This is a genomic window from Streptacidiphilus jiangxiensis (assembly GCF_900109465.1).
GTDB lineage: Bacteria > Actinomycetota > Actinomycetes > Streptomycetales > Streptomycetaceae > Streptacidiphilus > Streptacidiphilus jiangxiensis.
This window is the reverse complement of sequence record NZ_FOAZ01000018.1, coordinates 1-26,121: the sequence shown is the minus strand read 5'-3', so window position 1 is coordinate 26,121 and position 26,121 is coordinate 1. Positions and strand designations below refer to the sequence as shown.

The window sequence follows — 26,121 nt, the reverse complement described above, 5'->3', positions numbered from 1 at the left end:
GCACCGTGAGGCAGCGTGAGGAGAAGGGAAGAGGGCGATGAACCAGACTCCGAACGGACGGGACGACGAGGTGCGCGAGGCGCTCGCGGCGGCCGTCGGATCGTACGGGCCGGCCGTGCTCGGCAACGCGCAGATGCTCGGCAACATCCTGACCGACCTGTTGCCGGACCATCCGCGCGAACGCAGCCTGCTGGTGGCCGCGGCCGAGGCGGAGGCCGCGACCCTGCTGCAGGAACAGGTCGGGAGACAGCGGCTGGACCCGGGCACGGCGGTGGCGCTGACCTCGCGCACCCTGATCGAACGCCGCGCCCTGGACCCGGCGGCGGCCCGCTGGGTCACCACCGCCTACGCGACCGCGCTCGGCTACAACCCGCCGACGGTCTCGGCTCCGCCGCCCACCGACGCGCCACCGGCGGACGCCGTGCCGGGTGCGTCGGCACAGGGCGCGGCGCCCGGGGGTGACCCGACGCCCTACGTGCCGACCCAGCCGATGTCCTCCCTGCCGCAGCCGGTCGGGCCACCCCAGCCGGTCGGGCCACCGCAGCCGCCGGGGCCGTCGATGCCGGACGCGCCGACGCTGATCGCCCCGCCAGGATCGGGCTCGCTGCCGCCGGGCGGTTCGCTCCCGCCGGCCGGCTCCTCGCTGCCGCCGACGCCGCCCGGGCCGGTGGGCTACGGCGCGCCCACGCCAGGCTTCGGTTCGTCGCTGCCGGGTTCGTCGCTGCCCGGATCATCGCTTCCCGGCGGAGCGGGCGTCCCGCCGCAGGGCTTCGGTCCGCCCGGCGGCGCCGCTCCCGGCGGGGGAGCCTACGGCGGGTACGGCGGCCCCACCGGACCGGGCGGGCCCGGCGCCGTGCCGCCCGCCGGGTACGCGTCGGGCACCAGCGGCCCGAGCAAGCGTCCGACGGCTCTGATCGTCGCCGCCGGGGCCGTCGCGGTGCTGCTCGTCGGCTACCTGGCGGTGGCCGGCGCCGCCCACATGCCGCCGTTCCAGGCCGCCGCCGCCCATCCCACGCACTCGCCGAGTCCCACGCCCACCACGCCGTCCCCCGAACCGACCACCCCGACGCCCAGCCCCTCGCCGACCGGCCCGGTGGTCGCGGACGGCGTGACGCCGCTGATGGACATCCTGTCCACCGCCCTTCCCGACCCCGCGACCCAGTGCCAGTCGCACGACCCCGGCCAGGACAAGTTCACCTCGGTCGGCCTGGTGTCGGCGTACTACTGCACCGACACCAATCTGCCCGGGGGCGGCATCTGGGCCTACCAACTGGACTCCCAGGCCGACTACCAGGCCACCTGGGTCAACTACAACAAGTGGTGGGGCTTCAGCACCTCCTCCGCCGGCAGCACCTGCCCGCCCGGCAGCGGTTCCTCCGGCGGCCTGAGCGGCTGGCACGACGACGCGGCCGGCTACCCGGACCGCTCCGGGCAGGTCCTGGAGTGCCAGATGGTCGGCAGCGGTGGCTCCGACAACACGCCCTCCTACACCTGGTCGCTGCCGACACAGGACACCTTCTTCGTGGCGGAGGGCGACAAGGGCAGCAGTTGGTCCTCCCTGAACAACTGGTGGGGCAAGTACGCCCCGCCGCAGTCGACCACGGCCGCCTCGCCGAGCTCCTCCTGAGCGGCGGAGGCGAACGAGAGCCATGACGGCCCACGACACCCCGACCCTGCGGATGCCGGGCGGCGGGATCTCCCGCCGCCCGCTCCACCTGATCCTCCTCGCCGACTGCTCCGGCGGTATGAAGGGCGAGAAGATCCAGGCCCTCAACTACGCCATCGCCGACATGCTGGCCCAGCTGGCCATCTGGGACCGCGCCCAGGAGCAGGCCCAGGTGTTCGTCCGAGCCGTCGCGTTCGCGACGGAGGCGGTCTGGCACATCCCCGCTCCCACCCCCGTCGTCGACCTGCGCTGGCGCCCGCTGCAGCCCGTCCCGCGCGGGCTGACCAACATGGGCACCGCGTTCCAGTTGGTCGCGGAGGCGCTGGCCCCCGGCAGGATCGAACGCCGCGCCCTGCGCCCGGCGTTGCTGCTGATCACCGACGGCCTCGCCACCGACCCACCCGGCCGCTTCGAGGCCGGCCTCAACGCCCTGCTGGCCACGCCGGCCGGTCGGGGCGCGCTGCGGCTCTCCGTGGCGATCGGCCGGGACGCCCGCTCGGAGGCGTTGAACCGCTTCATCGGCGACCCCTCGGTGCCGGTCCTGGTGGCGGACAGCACCTCCGACATCTCCGACCGGCTGGTCGTCGCCTCGCTCGCGGTCTCCCGCATGTCCGAAGCGGGCGCGGATCGCGCCGCGCTGGCGGACCGGCTCTTCGGCCACGGCGGCCCGGGGGACTCCATCTTCGGTCAGGACACGATCATTTGACTCAGCTGCACTACCTCGGGGACGCGAGGAGCTGCGCGACAAGCCACCGGCGTGCGGACGGTCCTCCTCGAACAGGGCCATCCGCTCCGGGCGGTTCCTCGCGCAGTTCCTCGCGTCCCTGAGGGGGGAGGCGTTGTGCACCAGTGGCAGGCCGTCACCGCCGTGGCGCGGGGTGCTGCGCATGCGGCGCGGGGGCGTGCGGCGCAGGACGCGGTGCGGGCCGCGCGGAGCGCGGACTGCACGGTGGTGGCCGTCGCCGACGGGCACGGGCACGCCCAGCACTTCCGCAGCGAGATCGGCGCGGTGCTCGCCGTGGACGCCGCCTGCTCGCAGGGCCTGCGGCGGCTGCCCGCGCTCCTCGGCGCGGACGTGGAACGGCCGCAGCGCGCGGTGCGGCAGGCCTTCGTGCCGCTGCTGATCGAGCACTGGCGGGCCGCCGTGATGGGGCATCTCGCCCAACTGCCCTACCAGGAAACCGTGGAGGAACCCCTGATCCCGTACGGCAGCACGCTGGTGATGACGGCAGCCTGCCCGCCGTGGCTGCTGTGCCTGCAGATCGGGGACGGGGACCTGCTGGTGGTCCGGCCGGACGGGAACTCCTTCGCGCCGGTGCCGCCGGACGCCGCGCTGGACGGGCGGCGGACCACGAGCCTGTGCCAGGCCGACGCGGCGGCGTCGGTCCGGCTCGCGGTCGTGGACCTGCGGCGTGAGGACGTCGCGCTGGTGCTGCTGGCGACCGACGGGTACGGCAACGCGCAGAGCGAGGACGACTGGCAGCCCGAGGTGGGCGCGGATCTGGCCCAACTGGCCGCCGAGCACGGCACGGAGTGGTTCGCCGCGCAACTGCCGCTCTGGGCGCGGGCCTGCGCGTCCGGCGCGGGCAGCGGCGACGACACCTCGATCGCGCTGCTGCTGCGCTCGTCGGAAGGAGCGGCCCCATGGACACCCTGATCGTGCCGGGGCAGCGCATGCGGCTCCTCGGCAGTGGTGCCATCGTGACAGTGGGCCGCCGGATCGGGGCGGGCGGACAGGGCGTCGTCCACGTCGTGCAGTTGGGGGAGGCCTCGTTCGCGGTCAAGTGGTTCCGGCCGAACCTGCGCCAGGAGGGGTTCCGGGCCTGCATCGAGGCGCTGGTGCGGCGCGGCCGACCCCCGCACGAGGCGTTCGTGTGGCCGATCGACCTGGTCGAGCCGCTCGACGCCGGACCGGAGGGGTTCGGGTACCTGATGCGGTTGGTCGAGCCCCGGTTCGTGCCGATCCCACAGGTGTTGAACGAGCGCCAGCAACCCTCCTTCCGCGTGCTCGCGACGATCGGGCGCGAGTTGGTGGAGGCCATGGCGGCGCTGCACGCGACCGGGCTGTGCTACCGGGACTTCAGCTTCGGCAACGTCTGGGTCGACCCGGCGACCGCGCAGATCGCGGTGCTGGACAACGACAACATCGGCAGCGAGGGCGGCGAGGTCTTCGTCAAGGGGACCGGCCGGTTCATGGCTCCGGAGATCCTGCGGGACGAGGCGCTGCCGTCGACGGTGACGGACCTGCACTCCCTCGCCGTGCTGCTCTTCTTCGTGCTGGTGCACGGGCATCCGCTGCTGGGGGCGCGGGTCGACTCCTCCTACACCTGGGAGGGTGGCGGGCACCTCACCGAACTGGAGCTGCTGCTGGAGCACTTCGGCCGGGACCCGCTCTTCGTCTTCGACCCGACCGACGCGGCGAACCGTCCCGTGCCGGGGGACCGGATGCTGGTGTGGTGGGAGCTCTACCCGGAGTTCGTGCGGCAGGTCTTCACCCGCGCGTTCACCGTGGGCCTGCGCGACGCGACTCTGGGCGGGCGGGTCACCGAGGGGGTGTGGCGGCGGGTGCTGCTGCGGCTGCACGACAGCGTCTGGTCCTGTCCGCGGTGCGGGGCGGAGGTCTTCCACGATCCGGACCGCCGCGGCAGCCCCTGCTGGGCCTGCCGACTCCCGCTGCCCGTACCGCCGTTGCTGCACCTGCCCAACGGCCGGGAGCTGGTTCTCGGGGAGGGGGCCGAGCTGACGGACCACCATCTGACGGGCGGACGTGGCGCTCCCGTCGTGCTGGGCCGTGTCGAGGCACATCCGGGCCGGCCGGGGCAGGTGGTGCTGCGCAACGTCGGCGGACGCGCGTGGCGGGTGGCCCCGGACGGGGAGACGCTGAAGGCCGTCCATCCCGGCCAGCGGCTCGGGGTCCGGGCGATGAGCCTCGACTTCGGCCCGGCCCGCGCCTGGATCACCGCCGGGGACGGGTGAGGTGAGGGGCCTCAGTCCGGCGGCCGGTTGACCAGGTGGGCGAAGACCACCACGTTGCCGAGGTAGCCCTGCCCGGCCCGGTAGCCGCCGCCGCAGGTGATCAGCCGCAGTACGGCCAGTGGGGTGGGGCCGTACACCTGGTCGTCCGGGAAGTGGTCCTTGGCGAAGACCCGGACCTGGTCGACCAGGAACACCGCGGTGCGCCGGTCCGCGCGGACCACGTCCACGGTGTCGCCCCGGGAGAGGGAGCCGAGGGCGTAGAAGACGGTGGGACCGTGGGCGTTGTCGACATGACCCGCGATGATCGCGGGCCCGGCGCTGCCGGGGGCGGTTCCGTCCGCGTACCAGCCGGCCAGGTTCTTCCGGCTCTCCGGCGGTGGGACCAGCCGCCCGGCGCGATCCAGCGAGAGGGCGGTCAGCGGCGCGTCGACGCCGATGACGGGGATACGGACACGCAACGGCGTCGCGGCCGGCAGCGGGGGAGCGGGACGGTCCTGATCCGCGTACCAGTAGACGCCGCCTCCGTTGTCGGCAGCGCTCGCGTCGGGCTGCGGCGGGCCGCCGCCGAGCCCTCGGCCGGCGATGACCAGACCGAGGACCAGCACCACCCGCGCGACCAGCCGCCTGCTGCCGAGCATCCGTCGTCCCTCCGGGGGTGCCTCAGTTCGTGCCGCTGCGGCGGCGGCTCAGGAACAGGGCGCCGCCCGCGAGCCCGGCGAGGCCGAGGCCGACGGCGACCTGCGTGGTGCTGCCCGGGTCGATGCTGCCGCCGACACCGGTGTGGACCGGTCCGTGCGGGCGGTGGTGGTCGTCGTCGTGGCGGCCGTGGACCTCGACCTCGCCGCGGAAGGTGGACAGCGAGGTGTTGGACTCCTTGCAGGCGCCGGAGACGCTGTAGGAGCCCGGCTTGACGTCCTGGCTGATCGTGGCGGCTCCGGAGAAGAAGCCGGGCTGGCCGGGCATCGGGTGGACCCGGACGGCCGTCACGAACGCCATGGAGGAGACCAGGGTCGGGTCGGGGGTGCCGAAGAACGAGGCGCTGCAGTTGACGACGAGGCCGACGGTGCGGCCCGGGGTGACGTTCTCGGGGCTGATGGAGATGTCCGCGCCGTTGACGCCGTTCGCGGGTTCGGCGTTGCCGGCGGGCGCCGCGAGGGCGGTCGGGGCGAGGGCGAGCAGCGGCGCGCAGGCCAGAGCGAGGGACGCGGCGAGCGTGGGGATCCTGTGCGGCATGCGGGGCATCCAGCACCTCCGGGGCGTCGGGTGCGGACCTCGGGCGCCGGGCCCGGGGTGCGGGGGGACACACCGCGACTGTGTTGAACCGGAGCATCACCGTCCGTATGCGTCTTGTAGCGTTCCGGTCATACAATTAATTCGAAAGAAGTAGTGGTGAGAGGCGGTGCGGACCGCTTTACTCTCCCTCATGACCTCACTTGATCATGACGGGATCGTCGCGCGCGCGGCGGACCTGGTGTCCTCGAACTACGTCTTCCCCGAGATCGGCGAGAAGCTCGCCGCCGACCTGCGCGCCGCTGCCGCGGCCGGTCGTTACGCCGCCGTCGAGGGGGCCGAGGAGCTGGGCCGGCTGGTCACCGAGGACCTGCAGGCCGCCAACGGTGACAAGCACCTGCGCCTGGCCTTCCATGCGGACGTCGTGCCGGACGGCAAGGACGCCGCCGCCGAGCAGCTCTTCGCGAACGCCGCCGCCGAGTCCTGCGGCGGCGTGCCGCGCTTCCAACTGCTCGAGGGCGGTGTGGCGGTCGTCGAGTTCGCGCCGATGCTGCTGCCGCTCGCGCTCTCCGCCGACTCCGTCACCGCCGCCATGACCCTCGCCGCCCAGGCGAAGGCCGTCATCCTGGACCTGCGCGGCAACCTCGGCGGCGACCCCTACACCGCCCAGTACATCTGCAGCTACCTCTTCGACGAGCCCACCCACCTCAACACCCAGTTCTGGCGCGACGGCGAGAACGGCGACACCGAGGAGCAGTCCTGGTCGCTGTCCCACGTCCCGGGTCGTCGCGTCGGCGGGCAGAAGCCCGTCGCCGTCCTGGCGAGCGGTCGGACCTTCTCCGGCGGCGAGGAGCTCACCTACAACCTGCAGCAGTCCGGCCGGGCCGTCGTCGTCGGCGAGCGGACCGGCGGCGGCGCCCACCCGCGCCACGGCTGGACGCTCCACCCGCACCTGGAGCTCACCGTCCCCGTCGGCCGCTCGGTCAACCCGACCAGCGGCACCAGCTGGGAGGGCGTCGGCATCGCCCCCGACATCGCCTGCCCGGCCGAGGAGGCCCTGGACCGGGCCGTCGCCGAGCTGCTCACCCGTCTGGGCTGAGCGGCGCCGTCGCGGGAACAACCGCTGCGCCGGGCCGGTTCGGTCGGACATGAAGGCAATCGTGTACGAGCGCAGCGGTGGTTCCGACGTCCTCTCCCTGGTCGACCGGCCGGTTCCGGAGCCCGGGCCGGGCGAGGTCCGGGTCAAGGTGGCCTGGTCCGGCGTCAACCCGACGGACTGGAAGTCCCGTTCCGGCACCGGGCCGGGCGAGGGCGCCCTCCAGGTCCCGAACCAGGACGGCTCCGGCGTCGTCGACGCGGTCGGGGCGGGCGTGGACGGCGCACGGGTCGGCGAGCGCGTGTGGATCTGGGAGGCCGCGTGGCAGCGGCACGACGGCACTGCGCAGGAGTACCTCGTGCTGCCCGCGCGTCAGGCCGTCGCCCTGCCCGACCACGCCTCCCTGGAGCTCGGCGCGAGTCTCGGCATCCCCGCGATGACCGCGCACCGGGCTCTCACCCTCGGCGCGGACGGCCCCGAGCGGCTCGCCCCCGGCGCGCTCGCCGGCCGCACCGTGCTGGTCGCGGGCGGCGCGGGCGCGGTCGGCAACGCCGCGATCCAGCTCGCGCGCTGGGCGGGCGCGACGGTCCTCACCACCGTCAGCAGCCCCGAGAAGGCCAAGCTGGCCCAGGCCGCCGGCGCGCACCACGTCGTCGACTACCGCGCCTCCGACGCGGCCACCGAGATCCGGACCCTGGCCCCCGCCGGAGTCGACCTGGTCGTCGAGGTCGCCCCCACCGCCAACCTCGCCCTCGACCTCGCGGTCCTCGCCACGAACGGAACGGTCGCCTTCTACGCCGACGGCAGTGGCCCGGAGCTGACGCTCCCGGTGCGCGAGTCCATGATCCGCAACCTGCGCTGGCTGGGCGTCCTCGTCTACACCATTCCCGACGCGGCCAAGCTGGACGCGGTGGCCGCGATCTCGGAGGCGGTGGCCGCGGGCGCGCTCCGCGGCGGCGAGGAGGCGGGCCTGCCCTGGCACGTCCACCCGCTCGCCGCGACCGCGGACGCACACGACGCGGTGCAGGGCGGCGCGGTGGGCAAGGTGCTGATCGAGCTGTAGGGCGGAAATCCGCTGGTCGCCGGCCGGGGTGCCTGCCATGCTCACACCCTGTCGAGAAGGCTTCCGACGCGAGGTGATGGTGATGGCGCCGGCCAGGGATCAGCGGCTTCCCACGCTCGGCGTGGACGTGGGCGGGGTGATCGTCGACCGGATCGCCGCCGGAGAGGACACCTCGTTCTTCGGCTCCCAGCCCTTGTTGACCCCGGCCGTGTGCGGCGTGTTCGAGGCCCTCGCCCGGCTGGCGGCGGAGCCCTTCGAGGGGCGGGTCCACGTGGTGTCCAAGGCGGGGCCCAAAGTGGCCGCGAACACCCGCGCATGGCTGCACCACCACGAGTTCTTCGCGCGCACCGGCATCCCGGCCGGGAACGTGCACTTCGTCCGGGAGCGCGCCGACAAGGGGCCGGTCTGCCGGCGGTTGGGCATCACGCACTTCGTGGACGACCGCCTCGACGTCCTCGGCCATCTGGCCACGGTCGCCCACCGGTACCTGTTCCTCGGTGGGCTGGGCGACGCACGCCCTCCGGCCCAGGTGCCGGCTTGGGCGACGGTCGCGTACACGTGGAGCGGACTCGTCGACCAGATCCAGCGCTCCGCTCGTCCACCCCGGTGACCTGACGCCTACCGCTCGGCTGCGCTGCGCTCCACGCAGAACTCGTTGCCCTCCGGGTCCGCGAGGACGGCCCAGCCCGTGCCGTCGGGCCTGCGCTGGTCGAAGACCAGCGTCGCACCCAGGGCGAGGATCCGCTCGACCTCCTCGTCGCGGGAGCGGTCCTGGGGCTGGAGGTCGAGGTGGAGACGGTTCTTGCCGTGCTTCTCCTCCGGCACGGTGACGAAGAGCAGGCCGGCCCCCTCGATCAGGGCCATCGGGGCCTCGGGGCTGTCGTCCTCCTCGGCCTCCACGGGGTGGCCGAGGACCGCGGACCAGAAGGTCGCGAGGGCGAAGGCGTCGCGGCAGTCGATCGTCACATGGCGCACCACAGAGCTCATGTCACGGATTCTCACCCGCGAGCGCCCTGATGGTCAGCTGAATTCCGTGTTGAACCGCGCCAGCAACTGGGCGAGGGCGGAGAGATCGCCCTCCGGCCAGGTGGAGAGCCGGTCGTGGAACATCTCGCGGCGCCGGGCGCGTGCCGCGACGACGCGGGCGACGCCCTCGGGGGTCAGTTCCAGCAGGTGCGCGCGGCCGTCCTCGGGGTCGGGGCGGCGGGTGACCAGGCCGAGCGTCTCCAGGCAGGTGAGTTGGCGCCCGGCCGTCGCCTTGCCGATGTGGAAGAACGCGGCCAGCTCGCTCGGGCGGCTGGGGCCCGTCTCCTCCAGTCGGACCAGAAAGGCGTAGTGGCCGGGCTCCAGGCCGGGGTGGACGGACTCGGCCAGCTCGTGGGAGAGCGCCCGCCCCCGGCGGAACAGCACGCCGAGCTCCTGCTCGATCTCCTCGATCGCCTTGCCCACCGTGCCGCCCGCCTTCCGGTCCTCGCGCCCGCTCGGTGCTACGCGGTCGCGCCGACAGTATCCTGCGCGGACGCGCCGGCGCCTGCCGCCACGGGGGTGGTCGAGGTCCGCAGCGGGACCTCCTTGATGAACCAGATGGCCACCGTCGCCAGCGCCGCGAACGGCGCCGCGTAGAGGAACACGTTCGCGATGCCGTGCCCGAAGGAGTCCTCGACGACCCCGCGGACCGGCGTCGGCAGCGCCGACAGCTTCGGCACGCCGCCGTCGGACGCGGTGCCGTGGATGCCCAGCTTGGCCAGGCCGTCGTCGGTGTAGCGGGTGACCTTCGTGGCCATCAGCGAGCCGAGCGCGGAGACGCCCACCGCGCCGCCGAGGGTCCGCATGAAGGCGACGACCGCGCTGGCCACGCCCAGCTCCTCGGCGCGGACCTGGTTCTGCACCGAGAGCACCAGGTTCTGCATCGTCATGCCGAGGCCGGAGCCGATCAGGAACATGTACAGCGCCAGCAGCCCGTAGGCCGTGTGCGCGCGGACCGTGCCCATCATGGCCACCCCGACGACGGTCAGCACGCCGCCGACGACCAGGATCGCCTTCCAACGGCCGGTCCTGGTGATGACCCGGCCGGACAGCATCGAGACGACGGCCAGCCCGAGGATCATCGGCAGCGTCATGATGCCGGCCATGGTCGGCGAGTTGTCCCGGGCCAACTGGAAGAACTGGCTGAGGAAGGTGGTGGCGGAGTACATCGCCACGCCGATCAGCAGCGAGGCGGTGACGGCCAGGGCGATGGTGCGGCTGCGGAACAGGTGCAGTGGGACGATCGGCTCGGCCGCGCGCTTCTCGGCCAGCAGGAACAGGGCGCCCAGGGCCAGCGAGCCGCCGACCATGACGGCCGTCTGCCAGGAGAGCCAGGCGTACTTGTCGCCCGCGAAGGAGACCCAGACCAGCAGCAGCGACACCGCGGCGGTGACCAGGGCGGTGCCCAGCCAGTCCACCTTCACCTCGCGCCGGGTCACCGGCAGGTGCAGCGTCTTCTGCAGCACGACCAGCGCGACGACCGCGAACGGCACGCCGACGTAGAAGCACCAGCGCCAGCCCAGCCAGGACGTGTCCACGATCGCCCCGCCCACCAGCGGTCCGCCGATGGTGCCGAGCGCGAAGACGCCGCCCATGTAGCCGGAGTACCGCCCGCGCTCGCGCGGCGGGACCATGGTGGCCAGGATCGTCTGGGTCAGCGCGGTGAGCGCGCCCGCACCGATGCCCTGCACCGCGCGGGCGGCGATGAGCATCCCGGCGTTCTGCGACAGGCCCGCGATGCAGGAGCCGACGACGTAGACGACCAGGCCGATCTGGATGAGCAGCTTCTTGCTCATCAGGTCGGCGAGCTTGCCCCAGATCGGCGTGGAGACGGTCATCGCGAGCAGCGTCGCGGTGATCACCCAGGTGTAGGCGGTCTGACTGGCGTGCAGGTCGGCGATGATGGTCGGCAGGGCGTTGGAGACGATCGTCGAGGACAGGATCGCGACGAACAGGCCCAGCAGCAGGCCGGTCAGCGCCTCCATGATCTGACGGTGGCTCATCGGCTGCCCCGCAGCGACGGGATGACGTCCCGAGTGCTTGGACTGCTTGGACACGGTGGGGTCTTCTCTCTCAAGCGTTCTTGCAGTGGCTGCGTCCCAGCTGGGACTGGAAGCTGTGGTGGAGGCGACCCAGCAGGTCCGACAGGAGTGCGACGTCCTCGTCGCTCCACTCCTGCAGCACCGGCTCGATCGCCTTCGCGGCTCTGTCCATCGCCTCCTCGTGCCGGCGGACGCCCTCGGGGGTGATCGCCAGCAGGGAGGACCGACGGTCCTCGGGATTCGGACGCCGCTCGACGTACCCCGCGGCGGTCAGCTCGGCCGTGAGGCGGCTGACCACGGACAGGTCGAGGTCGGCCTCGTCGGCGAGGTCCCGCAGCCGGGACGGCCCCGTCCGATGCAGGATCGCCAGCACGAGCACCCCGGCGCTGCGGCCGCGATCGGGAAGGTCGCGCTTGACGCGGCGCAGCAGCGCTTTGATCGCACCGAGGTTGCTGACGAGCGCGACGCGGTCCGCGTGCGCGGAGGCTGTGGCCATGGGAACCCCTTTGATTGCCCAGGGCAACTATATGCCTATTGATTGCCGAACACAACTAGTTGCACTTTCCAGGGGCGCGGGGAACTGCGCGAGCAACCCACTCGAGGCGGATGGCCCTGAACACACGGGACCTGACCGCACAGGGTGGATTGTCGCGCAGTTCCCCGCGCCCCTGGAAAGTGCAACTACCCCAGCTGCAAATAGGCCCGCTTGACCGCCTCGTCCAGGCGCTCGCGCTCGTACGGCCACTCGCCGGCCTTCAGCGCGTCGTCCACCGCGACCCCCGCGGCATGCAGCGCCCGGCACTGCTCGGCGACGGCCGCGATCGCGTCGCGCTGGGTGCGGACGAAGGACGCGTCGGTGGTCTCGCCGTGGCCGGGGACGAAGCGGGTGTCGGGGCCCGCGAGGGCGAGCGCCGCGTCGAGGGTGGGGGCCCAGTCGAGGGGGAAGGAGTCGGAGCCGAAGGCGGGGTCGCCGCTGACCTCCAGGAGATCGCCCATCAGCAGCACGTCCGCGTCCGGGACGTGCAGGACCAGATCGCCGTCGGTGTGGCCGCGGCCGACCTGGCGCATCCGGACGGTCCGGCCGCCGCCGAGGTCCAGGTCGTGGGCGCCGTGGACGGCGTTCTCGGGGACGTACTCCTCCAGCTCGGCGAGCTTGGCCTGCCACTCCTCGCTCTGCGAGGCGAGGAACTCCTTGAACTGCGCCACCTCGGGGTTGCTCGACGCGCCACGCATCGCGGCGACCATCTCGGCGCTGCCCCAGAACTGCGCCGGAGGCGTCTGCCGCGGTGCCGCGAACTCGGCGTTGCCCCAGACGTGGTCCCAGTGGATGTGGGTGTTGACGACCCAGCGGACCGGCGCGGCGGAGATCTCGCGCAGGTGCGCCCGCAGCTCCCGCGCCTCGGCGAGGCTGCAGCGGGTGTCGACGACCATCAGGCCCTCCGCGCCCGCGACCGCCGTCACCGTCACGTCGCACGGGTCGTAGCGGCGCTGGAACACCCGGTCGGCGACCTCGACCCAGCCCGTCCTCGCATCGTTGGTGCCCGTCATGTCGTCAGTCCCCCTCGACGATCGGAAAACGCTTGGGCGTCACTGTAGCGAGGAAGATCACCGCGAGCGCCGCGGCGCCGGCGGCGCCGAGGTAGACGTGCCCGACGGCGCTCGCGAGCGCGTGGCGCAGGTAGTCCGTGGCCGCCGCGCCCAGGCCGGTGCCGCTGCTGTGCAGCAGCGCGGACGCGGTCCTGTCCAGGCCCTGGGGCAGCGCGCCGCGCAGGGCGGTGGGCGCGGAGTGGAGCCGGCCGGTGAGGGTCGCGTTGGCGATCACGGCGAAGACCACGCCGCCGACGCTCTGGCCGACCTGGCGGCAGAACAGCACGGAGGCCGTCGCGGTGCCGCGCTCGCCCCACGGGACGCTGCTCTGCACGCCGATGATCAGCGGCAGCTGGAACAGGCCGAGCCCGGCGCCGAGCAGCAGCATCAGCAGGGCCGGCTGCCAGGCCGGGCCGCGGTAGGGGAGGAAGGGGAAGACGGCCAGCAGCAGCGTGCCGACGACCGAGCCGACCAGCGCGGTGTTGCGGAACCCGATCCGGCGGTAGACGCGGTTGGACAGGGCGGCCGAGATCGGCCAGCTGATCGTCCAGACCGAGAGCACGAACCCGGCGGCGACGGGGGAGAGTCCGAGCACGGACTGCGCGTAGGTCGGCAGGAAGACCATCGGGGCGATCATCAGGAAGCCGAGGCAGCCCAGCGACAGGTTGACCCCGGCGATGACCCGGCGCCGCCAGACCCAGCCCGGCATGATCGGATCCTCGGCGCGGCGTTCCAGCACGAAGGTGCAGGCGCCCGCGGCCACGGATCCGGCGAAGCAGGCGAGGCTCGGCGCGGACAGCCAGGGCCAGGCGACGCCGCCCTGGACCAGTGCGAACAGCAGCAGACCTGTGCTCAGGAAGAGGCCGACGGCGCCCGCCCAGTCGATCCGCGTCCGTGCGCGCCGTTCCACCTGCGCCTCGCGCAGGTGCCGCCGGAGCAGCACCAGGGCGAAGACCCCGACGGGCAGGTTGATCAGGAAGATCCAGCGCCAGCTGGCGTACCCGGCGAGCAGCCCCCCGACCGCGGGGCCGACAACGGCGGAGGAGGCCCACACCGTCGACAGCGCCGCCTGGATCTTCGGGCGCTGCTCCAGCGGGTAGAGGTCGGCGGCGAGGGTCTGCACGGTGCCCTGGATCGCCCCGCCGCCAAGGCCCTGCACCAGGCGGAACGCGATCAGCGCCCCCATCGACCAGGCGCCCGCGCACAGCAGGGAGCCGATCAGGAACACGGTCGAGCCGATCAGCAGCACCGGCTTGCGGCCGCGCGCGTCGGCCAGCTTGCCGTAGATCGGCAGGGTGACCGTCACGGCGAGCAGGTAGCCGGAGAAGAGCCAGGAGAAGTAGCTGAAGCCGCCGAGCTCGCCCACGATCTGCGGCACGGCGGTCGACACGCACGCGGAGTCGAGGGCGACCAGCGCCATCGACAGCATCAGCGCCGCGACGACGAGCCCGCGCCGGGTGGCGACGGCGGCCTCGGGGACCGGCTGCGACACCTGCGGCGATACCGGTCGGGACACCGGCTCGGCCACGCGCCGGGGCACCGGTTGGGGGACGGGCTCGGGTATGCCGCGGGGCGCGGGGACGGCCGGCGTCGGTGGCGTCCCGTCCGCGGTCGCCGCCCGGTCGGTCGGTGCGGCCTCGTCGCTGTCACAGCCCCCGCTCCCGCCGGGGCCGGCGCCCCTCCCGGTCTCGCCGCCCGTCGCCATGACCGATCACTCTCCCTGCGTCCGTCGCCGCGCCGGCACCACCTTCTCATGGGGTGGCACCGGCGCAGCCAGCGGATTTCCGGCCGCAACGGTGCTTCTCGGGCGTTCGCCGGGTGGGGTCAGGGTGTGGGCCGGGTCACTCCGAGGGGCCGCGCTGGGCGCCGATCTGCGCCCGGTTCCCCACCGTGATCTCCGTGGCCGTCGCGGAGGCCCCGGCGGTCACCGGGTAGTCCGGGACCGGCGCGTTCGGCTTGCGGGAGACCAGGCGGCGCACCCGCGCCGCGAGGCGCTGGAGCGGGCCGGTCAGCAGTCGGCCGAGCAGGACCACGGCGCCGCCGGCGACGCAGTCGAGCAGGTAGTGGTTGGCGGTGCCCATCACCACGACGAGGATCAGCGCCGGGTAGAGCAGGCCGAGGACGCGGACCCAGCGGCGTCGTGCGTGGCGGTGGATGAGCAGACCGCACCAGAGCGCCCAGCCGAAGTGCAGGCTCGGGAACGCGGCGAAGTCGTTCGTCATCGCCCCGAGGCCCTCGGGCGCGCTGCCGCTGCCGCCCCACCAGCCGACGTGGGCGTGCTGCGCCATGACGTCGAGGAACCCGTCGGGGTCGCTCAGCAGCCGCGGCGGCGCGGTCGGGAAGAAGACGAAACCGACCAGGCCGAGCGCCGTCGCCAGCACCAGCCAGGTGCGGGCGTAGGCGTAGTGGGCGCGACGGCTGCGGAACATCCAGAACAGGACCAGCGGCGTGATCGCGTAGTGCAGGCTGGCGTAGATGAAGTCCGCCGGGACACCGAGCCAGGCGTGCTCGGAGAAGAGCCGGTTGAGCCAGTGCTCGGGCTCGGCGTGGAGGTGGCGCTCGGTGCGCAGCAGCAGCTCGCCGTGCTCGCGGGCCACGGACTCCTTTCCGTGTACGAGCAGACGGCTTCCGTCGTAAGCTGCGTACACGAGCAGTACCAGTTCCAGGCCCCACTGCCGTGGCTTCCAGCGGCGGATCCGCTGGAGCAGTCCCGGTCGGTCCGGTCCGGGCTGCTGGTGCGGTGGCGTTCCCCCGGGCGACGCCCCGCTGCGCGGGAGGGCCGGGGGAGTGGTGCCGTCGGTGGCGTCGATGCCGCCCCTGGCGACGGTGCCTGCCATGTGTCGAGTTCCCCCCGCGTGTTCACCTGATGGACACCGCCTACCGTACGCCGTACGTTAGGCCCTCGCGCAACCCGCCCCCCGTGATCGGGCAGACTGGCAGGACCATGAACCACTTCGCCCTGCCCGACGGCGCCGGAATCGATCTTGCACGCTTTCCGGCGGACCCGCGAGACCCCCTTCGTGCCTGGGATGCGTCCGACGACTATCTGTTGCAGCACTTGGCTGACGGTGAAGTCTCAGTTGACGGGCTCGAGGGACGGCTGGTGATCCTCGGCGACCGCTGGGGCGCGCTCGCCACCGCGCTCGCCGCGCACGCGCCCGTGCAGATCACCGACTCCTACCTCGCGCAGCGCGCCACGGCCGAGAACCTCGCCCGCAACGGCCACCCGGCGCACGCCGTCGAGCTCCGCTCCAGCCGCGACGAGCCGCCGGCGCGGGTGGACGTGCTGCTCGTCCGGGTGCCCAAGAGCCTCGCGTTGCTGGAGGACCAGCTCCTGCGGCTGGCCCCGGCGATCCACGCCGGGACGGTCGTCGTCGGCACCGGCATGGTCGCCGAGATCCACACCTCGACGCTCGAGCTGTTCGAGCGCGTCCTCGGCCCGACCCGGACCTCGCTGGCCCGGCGCAAGGCCCGGCTGATCTTCTGCACGCCCGACCCCGAGGTCCTCGGCGCGCGTCCGGCGAACCCGTGGCCGCAGCGATACCCCTTTCCCCCGGGCGTCCCCGGCGCGGGGGCCCGGCTGGCCGGGACGACCGTCACCAACCACGCCGGCATCTTCTCCGCGGAGCGGCTGGACATCGGCACCCGTTTCTTCCTGGAGCACCTGCCCACGCCCGCCCGCGGCCACCACGTCGTCGACCTCGGCTGCGGCAACGGCGTGCTCGGGCTGGCGGCGGCGCTGACCGCGCCGGGCGCGGAGCTGACCTTCCTCGACGAGTCCTTCGGCGCGGTCGCCTCCGCCGAGGAGACCTTCCGTGCCAACGCCGACCCCGCCACACGGGCCCGGTTCGTCGTCGCCGACGGCGCGAGCGGCCTGGCGCCCGCCTCGGTGGACCTGGTCCTCAACAATCCGCCCTTCCACAGCTACCAGGCCGCGACCGACGCCACCGCCCACCGGATGTTCGCCGACGCGAAGCGGGCGCTGCGCCCGGGGGGCGAACTGTGGGTCGTCGGCAACCGGCACCTGGGCTACCACGTCCGCCTGAAGCGGATCTTCGGCAACTGCCGCACGGTCGTGGGGAACCCCAAGTTCGTCATCCTGCAGGCCGTCAAAAAGGGTTAGTTGCACTGCCTGGGGGCGCGAGGCTCTGCCGATATGCGGCTCCGCCGCGTGGGCGCGAGTAACCACCGGCGTGCTGATGGCCCTGCGCGTCGAGGACCATCTGCTCATCGGTGGGCATTTCGCGCAGTTCCTCGCGCCCCTAGGTAGTGCAACCGGTCCCCGTTATCCTCAGGGCTGGCGGAGGTCAGGGAGGGAGCGCGGTGAGCGCCTTGCTGCTCGGTTGCGAGGCCGAGGACCTGATGCGGCTGCGGGTGTCGATCTCCCCGCTGCGCAACCTCGTCGACGCGCTGCACGACGGCCCGCGCGCCGACGGGGGTGTCGCCCGCGCGCGCTGGTGGGCGGAGGTGCGGCGGAACGTGCCGGGCAGGGCTCTGCCGCTGGTGGAGATGATCAACGCCCATCCGCGGTTCGTGCCGCTTCCCCTGGTGCCGCTCGCCGCAGGCGAGAGCGGGCCCGTGAAGGAGCTGGCGACCGAGCTCGACGCGCTGGAGGCCACCGACCCCGAACGCGTCCGCGCCGAGGTCGAGTTGTACCTGACCCGGGCCCGACTCCCGCGGCCGCCGGGCGACCTGCTGCGCCTGCGGGACGGCGGACGGCGTGAGGTACGGGAGTTGGCGCAGGGGCTGCGGGCGCTGTTCGACGCGACCGTCGGTGAGGACTGGGCGGCGATGCGCGCCGCGCTGCGGCGCCACGTCGCGGGGCTGCGGCAGCGCGCCGACCTGCTGGGCCTCGGGCCCGCGGCCGGTTCCCTCCACGGGGGAGTGCGCTGGCTCGGGCCCGAGCGGGCGCTGCAGGTGCGGGTCGCGGGGCTGGCCGCCTCGTCGCGGGTGGAGCTGGGCGGGCGCGGCCTGGTGCTGATGCCGAGCCTGTTCGGGCTGGACCAGACCCTCCCGGTGCTCGACCCGACCCGTCAGCCGACGCTGAGCTACCCGATGCGGCCCGCCCCGGCGGTGCTTCGGGAGGGCGACGGGCTGGCCGGTCTGATCGGCGCGGGCCGGGCCCGCGCCCTGCGGGCCATCGGATCGGGCTGCACCACCGGCGAGTTGGCGACTCGGCTGGGGGTGAGCGCACCGACTGCCTCGCAGCACACGGCGGCACTGCGCAACGCGGACCTGATCGTCAGCGTCCGTGAGGGGCAGCGGGTGCGGCACCTGCTCACCGACCTCGGAGACGCACTGCTGAGTGCGAATCCGGTCGGCCGCAGGCCCGGTGCGACCGGAGCTTTTAGGTCCTGGGCCTCATAGCTGGCGCTCGTCGTGCGCCGGTGTCACGCTGCTGCGACATCCTCTCGGAGCCATCTGTCCCAGGTCGCCGAGGCGGGGTCCGGCACCGGGGACCGGATCCCGCCTTCGCGACGCGTGCGGACTTCTCCGTGTCGGCCTGTCGATTTCGGCCGCCGCCGGTCGACGCTCAGGCAGGAGGCGGGAACGACCCGCCGATGCACCAGGAGGATCCGACCATGCCGCGTTACCTTTCGCTGATCCGCATCGACGAGCAGGACAGCGCCCGCGCCTTCGCCTCGCCCGAGTCCCAGCAGGCCATCGGCGCGCTGTTCAAGGAGATCACCGAGGCGGGCGTGATGCTGGAGACCGCCGGACTGACCGAGAGCGCGGCCGGCGCCACGGTCACCTGGGCGGCCGGAAAGCTGTCCGTCACCGACGGCCCGTTCGCGGAGGCCAAGGAGGTGGTCGGCGGCTACGCCCTGATGCAGTGCCGGGACCGCGCCGAAGCCCTGGAGTGGACGCGGCGCTTCCTGTCCTGCCACGACGCGAGCGTGACGGTCACCGCCGAACTGCGCGAGGTCAAGGAGGGGTAGCCGGGACCCGCGGGGTGGGTATTGGACGAGGTGTCACGGTCTGATCCATGATCGACACGGTCGGCGACGACCGTACGACCTGCTTCGTCCAATACCTCGGGGGACCCGCATGACCACCGCACAGCACCCGCCCTACCGGCTCGACGTCCACGGCACCGACCAGCACGGCGAGAACGCGGCGCTGCGCGAGCGCGGTCCGGTGACGCAGGTGGAGCTGCCCGGGGGTCTCTCCGCCTGGGCGGTCACCGGCCACGAGGAGCTGCAGACCCTGCTCGGCGACCCGCGGGTGGGCAAGAATCCCGGCAACTGGCGGGCGCTGCAGGAGGGGCAGGTGCCCGAGGGCTGGCCGCTGCTCGGGATGATCACCATCCCCGGCATGACCTCCGCCGACGGAGAGGACCACCGCCGGCTGCGCAGCCTGGTCAGCCAGGGCTTCACCCCGCGCCGGGTCGAGGCGCTGCGCCCGCATGTCGAGGCCGTGGTCGCCGAGTTGCTGGCGCACCTGGAGCGCCTCGCCCCGGGGCCGGTGGACCTGCGCGAGCACTACGCCTACCCGCTGCCGATGCGTGTCATCGGCGAACTGCTGGGCATTCCGGAGGAGATGCGCGACGAGCTGCACACCCACTCGGGCGTGCTCGTACGCAGCTCCGCCACGCCGCAGGAGTCCGTGGCCGCCCGGAACGGCATGGTCGCCCTGCTGGGCAGGGTGGCCGCGGAGCGGCGCGAGGCGGCTGCGGCGGGAAGCCCGGGCGACGACATGACCAGCGCCCTGATCGCCGCGCGCGAGGCCGACGACCGGCTCAGCGAGGAGGAGGTGGTCGGCACCATGATGCTGATGTTCATCGCGGGCCACGCCACCACGCTCAACCTGGTCACCAACGCGGTGCGCGCGCTGTCGGCCTTCCCCGAGCAGCGGGGCGCGGCCGTCGCGGGCACGGTGCCGTGGTCGGCGGTGGTGGAGGAGACGCTTCGCTACGACTCCCCGGTCGCGCACTTCCCGATGCGGTTCGCGCTGGACGACATCGAGATCGGCGGCGTCGTGATCAGGCGGGGCGAGGGCATCCTCGCCTCCTACGCGGCCGCCGGCCGTGACCCGCGCCGCCACGAGGACGCCGAGCGCTTCGACACGTCCCGCGACCCGAAGCGGCACCTCGCGCTCGGTCACGGCCTCCACTTCTGCCTGGGTGCGCCGCTGGCCCGGCTGGAGGCCGAGGTGGCGCTGCGCGAGCTCTACGGCCGCTTCCCGGGCCTGGAGGCCGTGGGGGAGACGACCCCGATCGCCTCCTTCGTCAGCAACAGCGTGCAGAGCCTGCCGGTGGTGCTGAAGGGCTGATCCAAGGCCTGGCAGGTGACGTAGCTCTCGCGGACGCGGTTTTGCACCTTGTTGCATAACCGCGTCCGCGCGTCCTACTTTGGTGGCGACACCGGACGACCGGACGTGTGACCGGACGTGTGCGAGGAGACGCCGTGACCGCCTACCCCCACCTGCTGAGCCCCCTCGACCTGGGCTTCACCACGCTGCCCAACCGCGTGCTGATGGGCTCCCTGCACGTCGGCCTGGAGGAGGCGCCGGACGGCTTCGCGCGGATGGCCGAGTTCTACGCCACCCGCGTCCGCGGCGGTGTCGGCCTCATCGTCACCGGCGGCATCTCCCCGAACGACGCCGGACGCCCCTTCGAGGGCGGCGCCAAGATGAGCACCGAGGCGGAGGCCGCCGAGCACCGCGTCATCACCGACGCCGTCCACGCGGCCGGTGGGAAGATCGCGATGCAGATCCTCCACTTCGGCCGCTACGCCTACCACCCGCAGCTGGTGGCCCCGAGCCCGCTCCAGGCGCCGATCAGCCCCTTCGTGCCGAACGAGCTGAGCGACGCCGAGGTCGAGCAGACCGTCGAGGACTTCGCCCGCGCGGCCGAGCTGGCCAAGCTCGCCGGCTACGACGGCGTCGAGATCATGGGCTCCGAGGGCTACCTGATCAACGAGTTCATCGCGGCGCCCACCAACCACCGCACCGACCGCTGGGGCGGCAGCTACGAGAACCGGATGCGCTTCCCCGTCGAGATCGTGCGCCGGGTGCGCGAGCGGGTCGGCACGGACTTCATCATCGTCTACCGCCTCTCCATGCTGGACCTCGTCCCCGGTGGCTCGACCTTCGAGGAGGTCGTCCAGCTCGGCAAGGCCGTCGAGGCGGCCGGCGCGACCATCATCAACACCGGCATCGGCTGGCACGAGGCGCGCATCCCCACCATCGCCACCTCGGTGCCGCGCGGCGCCTACACCTGGGTGACGAAGAAGCTGATGGGCGAGGTGACCGTCCCGCTGGTCACCAGCAACCGCATCAACACCCCCGAACTCGCCGAGGAGCTGCTCGCCACCGGCGTCGCCGACATGGTCTCCATGGCCAGGCCGCTGCTGGCCGACCCCGAGTTCGTCAACAAGGCCGCGGCGGGCACCGCACAGGGCATCAACACCTGCATCGGCTGCAACCAGGCGTGCCTGGACCACACCTTCAGCCTCAAGATCGCCTCCTGCCTGGTCAACCCGCGCGCCTGCCATGAGACCGAGCTGGTGCTCTCCACGACCAGGCTGCGCAAGCGCGTCGCCGTCGTCGGCGCCGGCGCAGCAGGCCTGGCCTGCGCCGTCTCCGCCGCGGAACGCGGCCACGCCGTCACCCTCTTCGACGCCGCCGACGCGATCGGCGGCCAGCTCAACCTGGCCCGCCGCGTGCCGGGCAAGGAGGAGTTCGACGAGACGCTGCGCTACTTCCGTCACCAGCTCGACACCCTGGGCGTGGAGGTGCGCCTCTCCACCCGCGTCGACGCCGACGCGCTGACGGCCGCCGGCTTCGACGAGGTCGTCGTCGCCACCGGCGTCACCCCGCGCACGCCGGAGATCGAGGGCGTCGACCACGCCAGCGTCGTCAGCTACGTCGACGTGCTGAACGGCTCCGCGACCGTCGGCGAGCGCGTCGCGATCCTCGGCGCGGGCGGCATCGGTTTCGACGTCGCCGAGTTCCTCACCGACCCGGGCGAGCAGGCGAGCCTGGACCCCGCGGTCTTCTTCGCCCAGTGGGGCGTCGACACCGAGCACCGCACGCCCGGCGGCCTCACCGCCCCCGTCCGCAGCGCCTCGCCGCGCCGCGTGACGCTCCTGCAGCGCAAGACCAGCAAGCCGGGCGCGGGCCTCGGCAAGACCACCGGCTGGATCCACCGCGCGGAGCTCAAGCACCGCGGCGTCGAGACCGTCGCGGGCGCGACCTACCTGCGCATCGACGACGCCGGCCTGCACATCTCCGTGGACGGCGAGGACCGCCTGGTCGAGGCCGACACCGTGGTCCTGTGCACCGGTCAGGAGCCGCAGCGCGCCCTCCACGCCGAGCTCGCGGACCGCGGCGTCAAGGCCCACCTGATCGGCGGCGCGGACATCGCCGCCGAGCTGGACGCCAAGCGCGCCATCGACCAGGGCACCCGCCTGGCCGCGACGCTCTGACGTCTGCCCGTGCCCTGCCAGGTACAGATTCACCCTGGCAGGGCAGCAGCGGCTGGAGGAGGGTGGCCTCCATGAACGATTCCGCTCGCACCGCTCTGGTCACCGGCGCCAACAAGGGCATCGGCAAGCACATCGCCCGGCTTCTCGTGGCCGAGGGCTTCGCCGTGTACGTCGGTGCCCGCGACCCCGAGCGTGGGCGGCAGGCGGTCGCGGAGATCGGCCCGCGTGCCCGCTGGCTGGTCCTCGACGTGACGGATCCCGACAGCGTGGCGCGCGCAGCCGCCCAGGTGGAGCGCCTGGACGTGCTGGTCAACAATGCCGGGATCTCGCCGTCGCTCGCTCCGCCGGCCGACACCGCCGTCGAGGAGTTCCGGCGCACCTACGAGACGAACGTCTTCGGCGTGGTCGCGGTCACCAACGCGTTCCTGCCCGTCCTGCGCCGGTCCCCGCATCCGCGCATCGTCAACGTCTCCAGCGGCACCGCCTCACTCACCTGGAGCCAGAACCCCAACCCCCAGTTCACTCCGGGCAGCGGCGGTGCCGCCGCCTACCGGTCCTCCAAGGCGGCTCTCAACGCGCTCACCGTTCTCTACGCCCAGACGCTGTCCGAGGAGGGGTTCAAGGTCAACGCCCTCGCTCCCGGTCTGCGGGCCACCGGGCTCAACCCCCGTGCGGCCGCATCCGGTGGCGACCCGGCCGAGGCGGCGGAGGGCGCCGTGCGACTGGCCCTGCTGCCGGACGACGGGCCGACCGGGGGCTTCTTCTCCTGGGACGGGACGCCGGTGCCCTGGTGAAAAGAATCTTCGGCCGGAGTGTCGATTCCGGCCGAGCCCGTTCGTAGAGGGGACAGTGCAGCCACACGAGCACACCAGACACCAGGAGTCCCCCATGCGCACGCTCATCACCACCGCCTTCATCTCCGTCGACGGCGTCGTCGAGGCACCCGGCGGCGAGGCCGGCTACCGCAACGCCGGATGGACCTTCAAGGAGGTCGAGTTCCTCCCCGAGGCCTTCGAGATCAAGGGGCGCGAGCAGGAGGAGTCCACCGCGATGCTGATGGGCCGGGTCAGCTACGAGGCCTTCGCCCCCGTGTGGCCCGACATGGCGGACTTCGCCCACTACAAGGCGCTGCCGAAGTACGTCGTCTCGACCACCCTCACCGACGACCGGCTGGTCTCCAACTGGGGTGACACGACCATTCTCCGCTCCCTCGACGAGGTGGCCGCCCTCAAGGAGACGTCGGGCGGCCCGATCATCGTCCACGGCAGCGCCACGCTCAACCAGGCCCTCTCCGACGCGGGCCTGATCGACCGCTACCACCTGCTCGTCTTCCCGCTGCTGCTCGGCGCCGGCAAGCGGCTGTTCAGCGCCACCGACAAGGACACCCAGAAGCTGAAGCTCGTCGAGCACGAGGTCTACGCCAACGGCCTGCAGAAGCAGGTCTTCGACGTCGTCCGCTGATCACCGCTGTGCTGATCACCAGTCGGCGACCTGGTAGTCCTTGAGGAAGACCCCGGCCACCGGGTGGCCCGCCTCGCCCCGCACGATCGGGTCGTAGACGCGGGCCGCCCCGTCCACGATGTCCAGCGGGGTGCGGAAGCCACGCGCCGCCTCGTAGGCCTTCTTGGGCGCCGGGTTCTCGTCGGTGACCCAACCGGTGTCCACCGCGCACATGTGCACCCCCTCGCGGGCCAGCTCCTCGGCGCTGGTGCGGGTCAGCATGTTGAGTGCGGCCTTGGCCATGTTGGTGTGCGGATGCCGAGCCGTCTTGTTGCGCACCGCGAACCGGCCCTCCACGGCGGTGACGTTGACGACGTAGCGCGCCGGGTGGGGCGAGGCGAGCAGCAGCGGCAGCAGCCGGTCGCAGAGCAGCGCCGGGGCGATGGAGTTGACCAACTGCGTCTCCAGCACCTCGGCCGGGTCCAGCGCGCCGAGCCGCACCGACCACGAGTTCTCCGCCGCGAGGTCGGGCAACAGCCCGGCCTCGTCCGTCGGTTGCGGGGAGGTTCGGCGGGACACCGGAAGCCCGTCGCGCTGCGGCAGGGCCTCCAGCTCGGCGGTCGGCCAGGCAGGCGACAGCGCGGGCATGGGACGGAACCCCGGGGCGTGCCGCAGACGGTCGGCCAGTGCGCGCGGCAGTGCCGCCAACTCCTGCTCGGCCAGCAGCGCATAGGACTCCGGCGGCCGACGCAGCGTCTGCGCGGCGTTGTTGACCAGAATGTCCAACGGCCGCCCCTCGGTGCGCAGTTCCTCGCAGAGGCCGAGCACCTGGCGCGGGTCGCGCAGGTCGATGCCGACGACGGTCAGTCGGTCCCACCACGCGTCGCTGCCCGGCGTCGCCCGGAAGCGTCGCAGGGTGTCATGGGGGAAGCGGCTCGTCACGATCAGCTCGGCGCCGTCGCGGAGCAGCATCAGCGCCAGCTGGAACCCGATCTTCACCCGGCCGCCGGTGAGCAGTGCACGCCGTCCGCGCAGGTCGGTGGCCAGTCCGCGCCGGGCCGCGTTGTCGGCCGCGCAGGCAGGGCAGAGCAGGTGGTAGAAACCGTCGACCTGTCGATACGGCTCCTTGCAGACATAGCAGAGCCGTGGTTTGGCGAACTCGCCGACCGGGCCCGCCTTCCGCGGCAGCGCCAACGGCGCGTCCTCACGCCGGTCCACCGCTCCCATGACGGTGGCCCCCGCCAACGCGGAGTCGGCGCGCCGCCGCTCGGCCCGCAGTTGCAGACGCCGGCCGTTGCGCCCCTGCCAGACGAAGGACGCGGCGAGCTCCTCCGCCTGTCGCCGCCGCGCGTCAGCCGGGGGAAGCGCGCACAGGCGTCCCACCAGCCGCTCGTAGGTGGCGAATTCCTCGTCCGAGATACCGAATGACTGTGTGTCCTGCACCGCCCAACCCCCAACTCTCCCAGTGGAACGCACGAAGTGCAGGTCAGCGTAGTGGCGGCCGAATGTGCACATCGAACGGATTTCCGCGGCATCATGGCCTCTTCGCGGGGAGGGCGCGACGGTGGCGGTCCCGTGGCCCTGCATCTCCTCGGCGCCGGGCGGGGCGTGCGGGAGCTCACGGCGGGCGAACTCGTGCACACCGGCTGCGCCACGTGGAAGGACGCGGTCGACTGTGCAGGGCACGTGCGGTGGTCGATCAACTACGCGGCAGCGACTGCCCGCAGGAGTTGCGGGCCTCCTTCGGTGACCACCCCAAGTTCCGGCACCGGCTGCGCGAGGTCGGCCTCCATCCGACGCCGGGGGACTGGGTGCCGGCGACCCCGTATCGGTCCTGGATACGACGGACCCCGCGTCCCGGGGTGGGGGCGCGGGGTCCGGTGGCTCGGTGTGGCGGGGTCAGGCCTTGCGGGCGTTGATCTCGTCGGTGAGCTGGGGCAGGACGGCGAACAGGTCGCCGACGACGCCGTAGTCGGCGAGCTCGAAGATCGGGGCCTCGGGGTCCTTGTTGACCGCGACGATCGTCTTGGAGGTCTGCATGCCCGCGCGGTGCTGGATCGCGCCGGAGATGCCGTTGGCGATGTACAGCTGCGGGGAGACCTGCTTGCCGGTCTGGCCGACCTGGTTGGAGTGCGGGTACCAGCCCGCGTCGACCGCGGCGCGGGAGGCGCCCACGGCCGCACCCAGGGAGTCCGCGAGGGCCTCGACGACGGAGAAGCCCTCCGCCGCGCCCACGCCACGACCGCCGGAGACCACGATCGCGGCCTCGGTCAGCTCCGGACGCCCGGTCGAGACCCGCGGGGTGCGCGAGGTGACCTTCGTGCCCGACGCCAGCGGCGAGAACTCCACGGTGACCGACTCCACCGCGCCGGCGGCCGGGGCGGCCTCCGGCGACGTCGCGTTCGGCTTGACCGTGATCACCGGGGTGCCGTGCGAGACCCGCGAGGTCACCGTGAAGGAGGCGGCGAACACCGACTGCGTCGCCACCGGGCCCTGCTCGCCCGCGGCCAGGTCGACGGCGTCGGTGATCACACCCGAGCCCAGCCGCAGCGCCAGACGCGCCGCGA

Annotated in this window: 24 protein-coding genes and 1 pseudogene; 14 read left to right on the top strand and 11 right to left on the bottom strand. The window is 72.9% G+C overall.

Annotation, left to right across the window (positions count from 1 at the left end; all coding sequences use genetic code 11):
• The first annotated feature begins 37 nt into the window (after positions 1 to 37).
• The 4 genes from BMY61_RS46555 (at position 38) to BMY61_RS29440 (ending at position 4,642) form a co-directional block, all read left to right on the top strand.
• Positions 38 to 1,627, top strand: coding sequence for a hypothetical protein (locus BMY61_RS46555; protein ID WP_042445970.1), 1,590 nt, complete (start codon positions 38 to 40; stop codon positions 1,625 to 1,627).
• Positions 1,628 to 1,649: 22 nt separating this feature from the next.
• Positions 1,650 to 2,372 (top strand): vWA domain-containing protein, encoded by a 723-nt coding sequence (locus BMY61_RS29450; protein WP_052438583.1) that lies wholly within the window; start codon positions 1,650 to 1,652, stop codon positions 2,370 to 2,372.
• A 135-nt stretch (positions 2,373 to 2,507) separates the two neighbouring features.
• Positions 2,508 to 3,323 (top strand): protein phosphatase 2C domain-containing protein, encoded by an 816-nt coding sequence (locus tag BMY61_RS29445; RefSeq protein ID WP_042445967.1) that lies wholly within the window; start codon positions 2,508 to 2,510, stop codon positions 3,321 to 3,323.
• Positions 3,311 to 4,642 carry a protein kinase domain-containing protein gene (locus BMY61_RS29440; protein ID WP_052438582.1) on the top strand — a complete coding sequence of 444 codons (1,332 nt, stop codon included), beginning with the start codon at positions 3,311 to 3,313 and terminating at the stop codon, positions 4,640 to 4,642. The genes BMY61_RS29445 and BMY61_RS29440 overlap by 13 nt, the downstream gene beginning before the upstream one ends.
• Before the next feature lie 11 nt (positions 4,643 to 4,653).
• Here BMY61_RS29440 and BMY61_RS29435 read toward each other — a convergent pair whose 3' ends face one another.
• Both BMY61_RS29435 and BMY61_RS29430 read right to left on the bottom strand, forming a co-directional pair.
• Positions 4,654 to 5,280: a class F sortase gene (locus BMY61_RS29435; RefSeq protein WP_052438581.1), complete on the bottom strand. Its 627-nt coding sequence runs from the start codon at positions 5,278 to 5,280 to the stop codon at positions 4,654 to 4,656.
• 22 nt (positions 5,281 to 5,302) lie between these two features.
• Positions 5,303 to 5,875 (bottom strand): hypothetical protein, encoded by a 573-nt coding sequence (locus BMY61_RS29430; protein ID WP_052438580.1) that lies wholly within the window; start codon positions 5,873 to 5,875, stop codon positions 5,303 to 5,305.
• A gap of 190 nt (positions 5,876 to 6,065) precedes the next feature.
• On the opposite strand from BMY61_RS29430, the gene BMY61_RS29425 reads away from it, so the two are divergent.
• The 3 genes from BMY61_RS29425 to BMY61_RS29415 all read left to right on the top strand — a co-directional run bounded on the left by BMY61_RS29425 (position 6,066) and on the right by BMY61_RS29415 (position 8,641).
• A complete protein-coding gene (locus BMY61_RS29425; RefSeq protein WP_042445965.1) occupies positions 6,066 to 6,971 on the top strand; it encodes a S41 family peptidase in 906 nt (301 codons plus the stop codon).
• 49 nt (positions 6,972 to 7,020) lie between these two features.
• Positions 7,021 to 8,031 carry an NADPH:quinone reductase gene (locus BMY61_RS29420; RefSeq protein WP_042445963.1) on the top strand — a complete coding sequence of 337 codons (1,011 nt, stop codon included), beginning with the start codon at positions 7,021 to 7,023 and terminating at the stop codon, positions 8,029 to 8,031.
• Between the two features lie 82 nt (positions 8,032 to 8,113).
• The gene (locus tag BMY61_RS29415; protein WP_075004111.1) at positions 8,114 to 8,641 is read left to right on the top strand and encodes a hypothetical protein; all 528 of its coding nucleotides are present in this window, start codon (positions 8,114 to 8,116) and stop codon (positions 8,639 to 8,641) included.
• An 8-nt stretch (positions 8,642 to 8,649) separates the two neighbouring features.
• On the opposite strand, the gene BMY61_RS29410 is transcribed toward BMY61_RS29415, so the two are convergent.
• From BMY61_RS29410 to BMY61_RS29380, 7 genes and pseudogenes are all read right to left on the bottom strand, one after another.
• Positions 8,650 to 9,018, bottom strand: a complete 369-nt coding sequence (locus BMY61_RS29410) for a VOC family protein (RefSeq protein ID WP_042445959.1) — start codon at positions 9,016 to 9,018, stop codon at positions 8,650 to 8,652.
• Between the two features lie 33 nt (positions 9,019 to 9,051).
• A complete protein-coding gene (locus tag BMY61_RS29405) occupies positions 9,052 to 9,480 on the bottom strand; it encodes a MarR family winged helix-turn-helix transcriptional regulator (RefSeq protein WP_042445958.1) in 429 nt (142 codons plus the stop codon).
• Between the two features lie 44 nt (positions 9,481 to 9,524).
• A pseudogene (locus BMY61_RS29400) lies at positions 9,525 to 11,114 on the bottom strand (MDR family MFS transporter); the annotation flags it as partial.
• 16 nt (positions 11,115 to 11,130) lie between these two features.
• Positions 11,131 to 11,595, bottom strand: a complete 465-nt coding sequence (locus BMY61_RS29395; RefSeq protein WP_042445954.1) for a MarR family winged helix-turn-helix transcriptional regulator — start codon at positions 11,593 to 11,595, stop codon at positions 11,131 to 11,133.
• A gap of 185 nt (positions 11,596 to 11,780) precedes the next feature.
• The gene (locus BMY61_RS29390; RefSeq protein WP_042445951.1) at positions 11,781 to 12,647 is read right to left on the bottom strand and encodes an MBL fold metallo-hydrolase; all 867 of its coding nucleotides are present in this window, start codon (positions 12,645 to 12,647) and stop codon (positions 11,781 to 11,783) included.
• Between the two features lie 4 nt (positions 12,648 to 12,651).
• Positions 12,652 to 14,391 (bottom strand): MFS transporter, encoded by a 1,740-nt coding sequence (locus BMY61_RS29385; RefSeq protein WP_052438579.1) that lies wholly within the window; start codon positions 14,389 to 14,391, stop codon positions 12,652 to 12,654.
• A gap of 136 nt (positions 14,392 to 14,527) precedes the next feature.
• Positions 14,528 to 15,523, bottom strand: a complete 996-nt coding sequence (locus tag BMY61_RS29380) for a phosphatase PAP2 family protein (RefSeq protein ID WP_052438578.1) — start codon at positions 15,521 to 15,523, stop codon at positions 14,528 to 14,530.
• 107 nt (positions 15,524 to 15,630) lie between these two features.
• Between BMY61_RS29380 and BMY61_RS29375 the strand changes: the two genes are divergently transcribed.
• The 7 genes from BMY61_RS29375 to BMY61_RS29345 all read left to right on the top strand — a co-directional run bounded on the left by BMY61_RS29375 (position 15,631) and on the right by BMY61_RS29345 (position 23,575).
• Complete coding sequence (locus tag BMY61_RS29375) at positions 15,631 to 16,809, top strand: methyltransferase (protein ID WP_042445949.1); 1,179 nt, start codon at positions 15,631 to 15,633, stop codon at positions 16,807 to 16,809.
• A gap of 200 nt (positions 16,810 to 17,009) precedes the next feature.
• Positions 17,010 to 18,053, top strand: a complete 1,044-nt coding sequence (locus tag BMY61_RS29370; RefSeq protein WP_052438577.1) for an ArsR/SmtB family transcription factor — start codon at positions 17,010 to 17,012, stop codon at positions 18,051 to 18,053.
• A 215-nt stretch (positions 18,054 to 18,268) separates the two neighbouring features.
• Entirely contained in the window at positions 18,269 to 18,625 is a 357-nt protein-coding gene (locus BMY61_RS29365; RefSeq protein ID WP_042446314.1) for a YciI family protein, read from the top strand.
• 109 nt (positions 18,626 to 18,734) lie between these two features.
• Complete coding sequence (locus BMY61_RS29360; protein WP_042445946.1) at positions 18,735 to 19,958, top strand: cytochrome P450 family protein; 1,224 nt, start codon at positions 18,735 to 18,737, stop codon at positions 19,956 to 19,958.
• A 134-nt stretch (positions 19,959 to 20,092) separates the two neighbouring features.
• Complete coding sequence (locus BMY61_RS29355; protein WP_042445942.1) at positions 20,093 to 22,114, top strand: NADPH-dependent 2,4-dienoyl-CoA reductase; 2,022 nt, start codon at positions 20,093 to 20,095, stop codon at positions 22,112 to 22,114.
• 71 nt (positions 22,115 to 22,185) lie between these two features.
• Positions 22,186 to 22,908: an SDR family oxidoreductase gene (locus tag BMY61_RS29350; protein WP_042445940.1), complete on the top strand. Its 723-nt coding sequence runs from the start codon at positions 22,186 to 22,188 to the stop codon at positions 22,906 to 22,908.
• A gap of 94 nt (positions 22,909 to 23,002) precedes the next feature.
• Positions 23,003 to 23,575: a dihydrofolate reductase family protein gene (locus tag BMY61_RS29345; protein ID WP_042445938.1), complete on the top strand. Its 573-nt coding sequence runs from the start codon at positions 23,003 to 23,005 to the stop codon at positions 23,573 to 23,575.
• Positions 23,576 to 23,590: 15 nt separating this feature from the next.
• Here the strand turns inward: BMY61_RS29345 and BMY61_RS29340 are convergent, their stop codons facing one another.
• Together BMY61_RS29340 and BMY61_RS29335 are read right to left on the bottom strand one after the other, a co-directional pair.
• Entirely contained in the window at positions 23,591 to 24,997 is a 1,407-nt protein-coding gene (locus BMY61_RS29340) for an SDR family NAD(P)-dependent oxidoreductase (RefSeq protein WP_042445936.1), read from the bottom strand.
• A gap of 456 nt (positions 24,998 to 25,453) precedes the next feature.
• A partial coding sequence (locus BMY61_RS29335) for an electron transfer flavoprotein subunit alpha/FixB family protein (protein ID WP_075004109.1) occupies positions 25,454 to 26,121 on the bottom strand: 668 nt, incomplete at its 5' end.

Bases quoted from the DNA above. Each gene is read 5' to 3' on its own strand.
- BMY61_RS29350 (WP_042445940.1), top strand. From the start codon at position 22,186: ATGAACGATTCCGCTCGCACCGCTCTGGTCACCGGCGCCAACAAGGGC.
- BMY61_RS29395 (WP_042445954.1), bottom strand. From the start codon at position 11,595: ATGGCCACAGCCTCCGCGCACGCGGACCGCGTCGCGCTCGTCAGCAAC.
- BMY61_RS29365 (WP_042446314.1), top strand. From the start codon at position 18,269: ATGCCGCGTTACCTTTCGCTGATCCGCATCGACGAGCAGGACAGCGCC.
- BMY61_RS29390 (WP_042445951.1), bottom strand. From the start codon at position 12,647: ATGACGGGCACCAACGATGCGAGGACGGGCTGGGTCGAGGTCGCCGAC.
- BMY61_RS29420 (WP_042445963.1), top strand. From the start codon at position 7,021: ATGAAGGCAATCGTGTACGAGCGCAGCGGTGGTTCCGACGTCCTCTCC.
- BMY61_RS29345 (WP_042445938.1), top strand. From the start codon at position 23,003: ATGCGCACGCTCATCACCACCGCCTTCATCTCCGTCGACGGCGTCGTC.
- BMY61_RS29380 (WP_052438578.1), bottom strand. From the start codon at position 15,523: ATGGCAGGCACCGTCGCCAGGGGCGGCATCGACGCCACCGACGGCACC.
- BMY61_RS29430 (WP_052438580.1), bottom strand. From the start codon at position 5,875: ATGCCGCACAGGATCCCCACGCTCGCCGCGTCCCTCGCTCTGGCCTGC.
- BMY61_RS46555 (WP_042445970.1), top strand. From the start codon at position 38: ATGAACCAGACTCCGAACGGACGGGACGACGAGGTGCGCGAGGCGCTC.
- BMY61_RS29415 (WP_075004111.1), top strand. From the start codon at position 8,114: ATGGCGCCGGCCAGGGATCAGCGGCTTCCCACGCTCGGCGTGGACGTG.
- BMY61_RS29440 (WP_052438582.1), top strand. From the start codon at position 3,311: ATGGACACCCTGATCGTGCCGGGGCAGCGCATGCGGCTCCTCGGCAGT.
- BMY61_RS29425 (WP_042445965.1), top strand. From the start codon at position 6,066: ATGACCTCACTTGATCATGACGGGATCGTCGCGCGCGCGGCGGACCTG.
- BMY61_RS29450 (WP_052438583.1), top strand. From the start codon at position 1,650: ATGACGGCCCACGACACCCCGACCCTGCGGATGCCGGGCGGCGGGATC.
- BMY61_RS29360 (WP_042445946.1), top strand. From the start codon at position 18,735: ATGACCACCGCACAGCACCCGCCCTACCGGCTCGACGTCCACGGCACC.
- BMY61_RS29375 (WP_042445949.1), top strand. From the start codon at position 15,631: ATGAACCACTTCGCCCTGCCCGACGGCGCCGGAATCGATCTTGCACGC.
- BMY61_RS29435 (WP_052438581.1), bottom strand. From the start codon at position 5,280: ATGCTCGGCAGCAGGCGGCTGGTCGCGCGGGTGGTGCTGGTCCTCGGT.
- BMY61_RS29410 (WP_042445959.1), bottom strand. From the start codon at position 9,018: ATGAGCTCTGTGGTGCGCCATGTGACGATCGACTGCCGCGACGCCTTC.
- BMY61_RS29385 (WP_052438579.1), bottom strand. From the start codon at position 14,391: ATGGCGACGGGCGGCGAGACCGGGAGGGGCGCCGGCCCCGGCGGGAGC.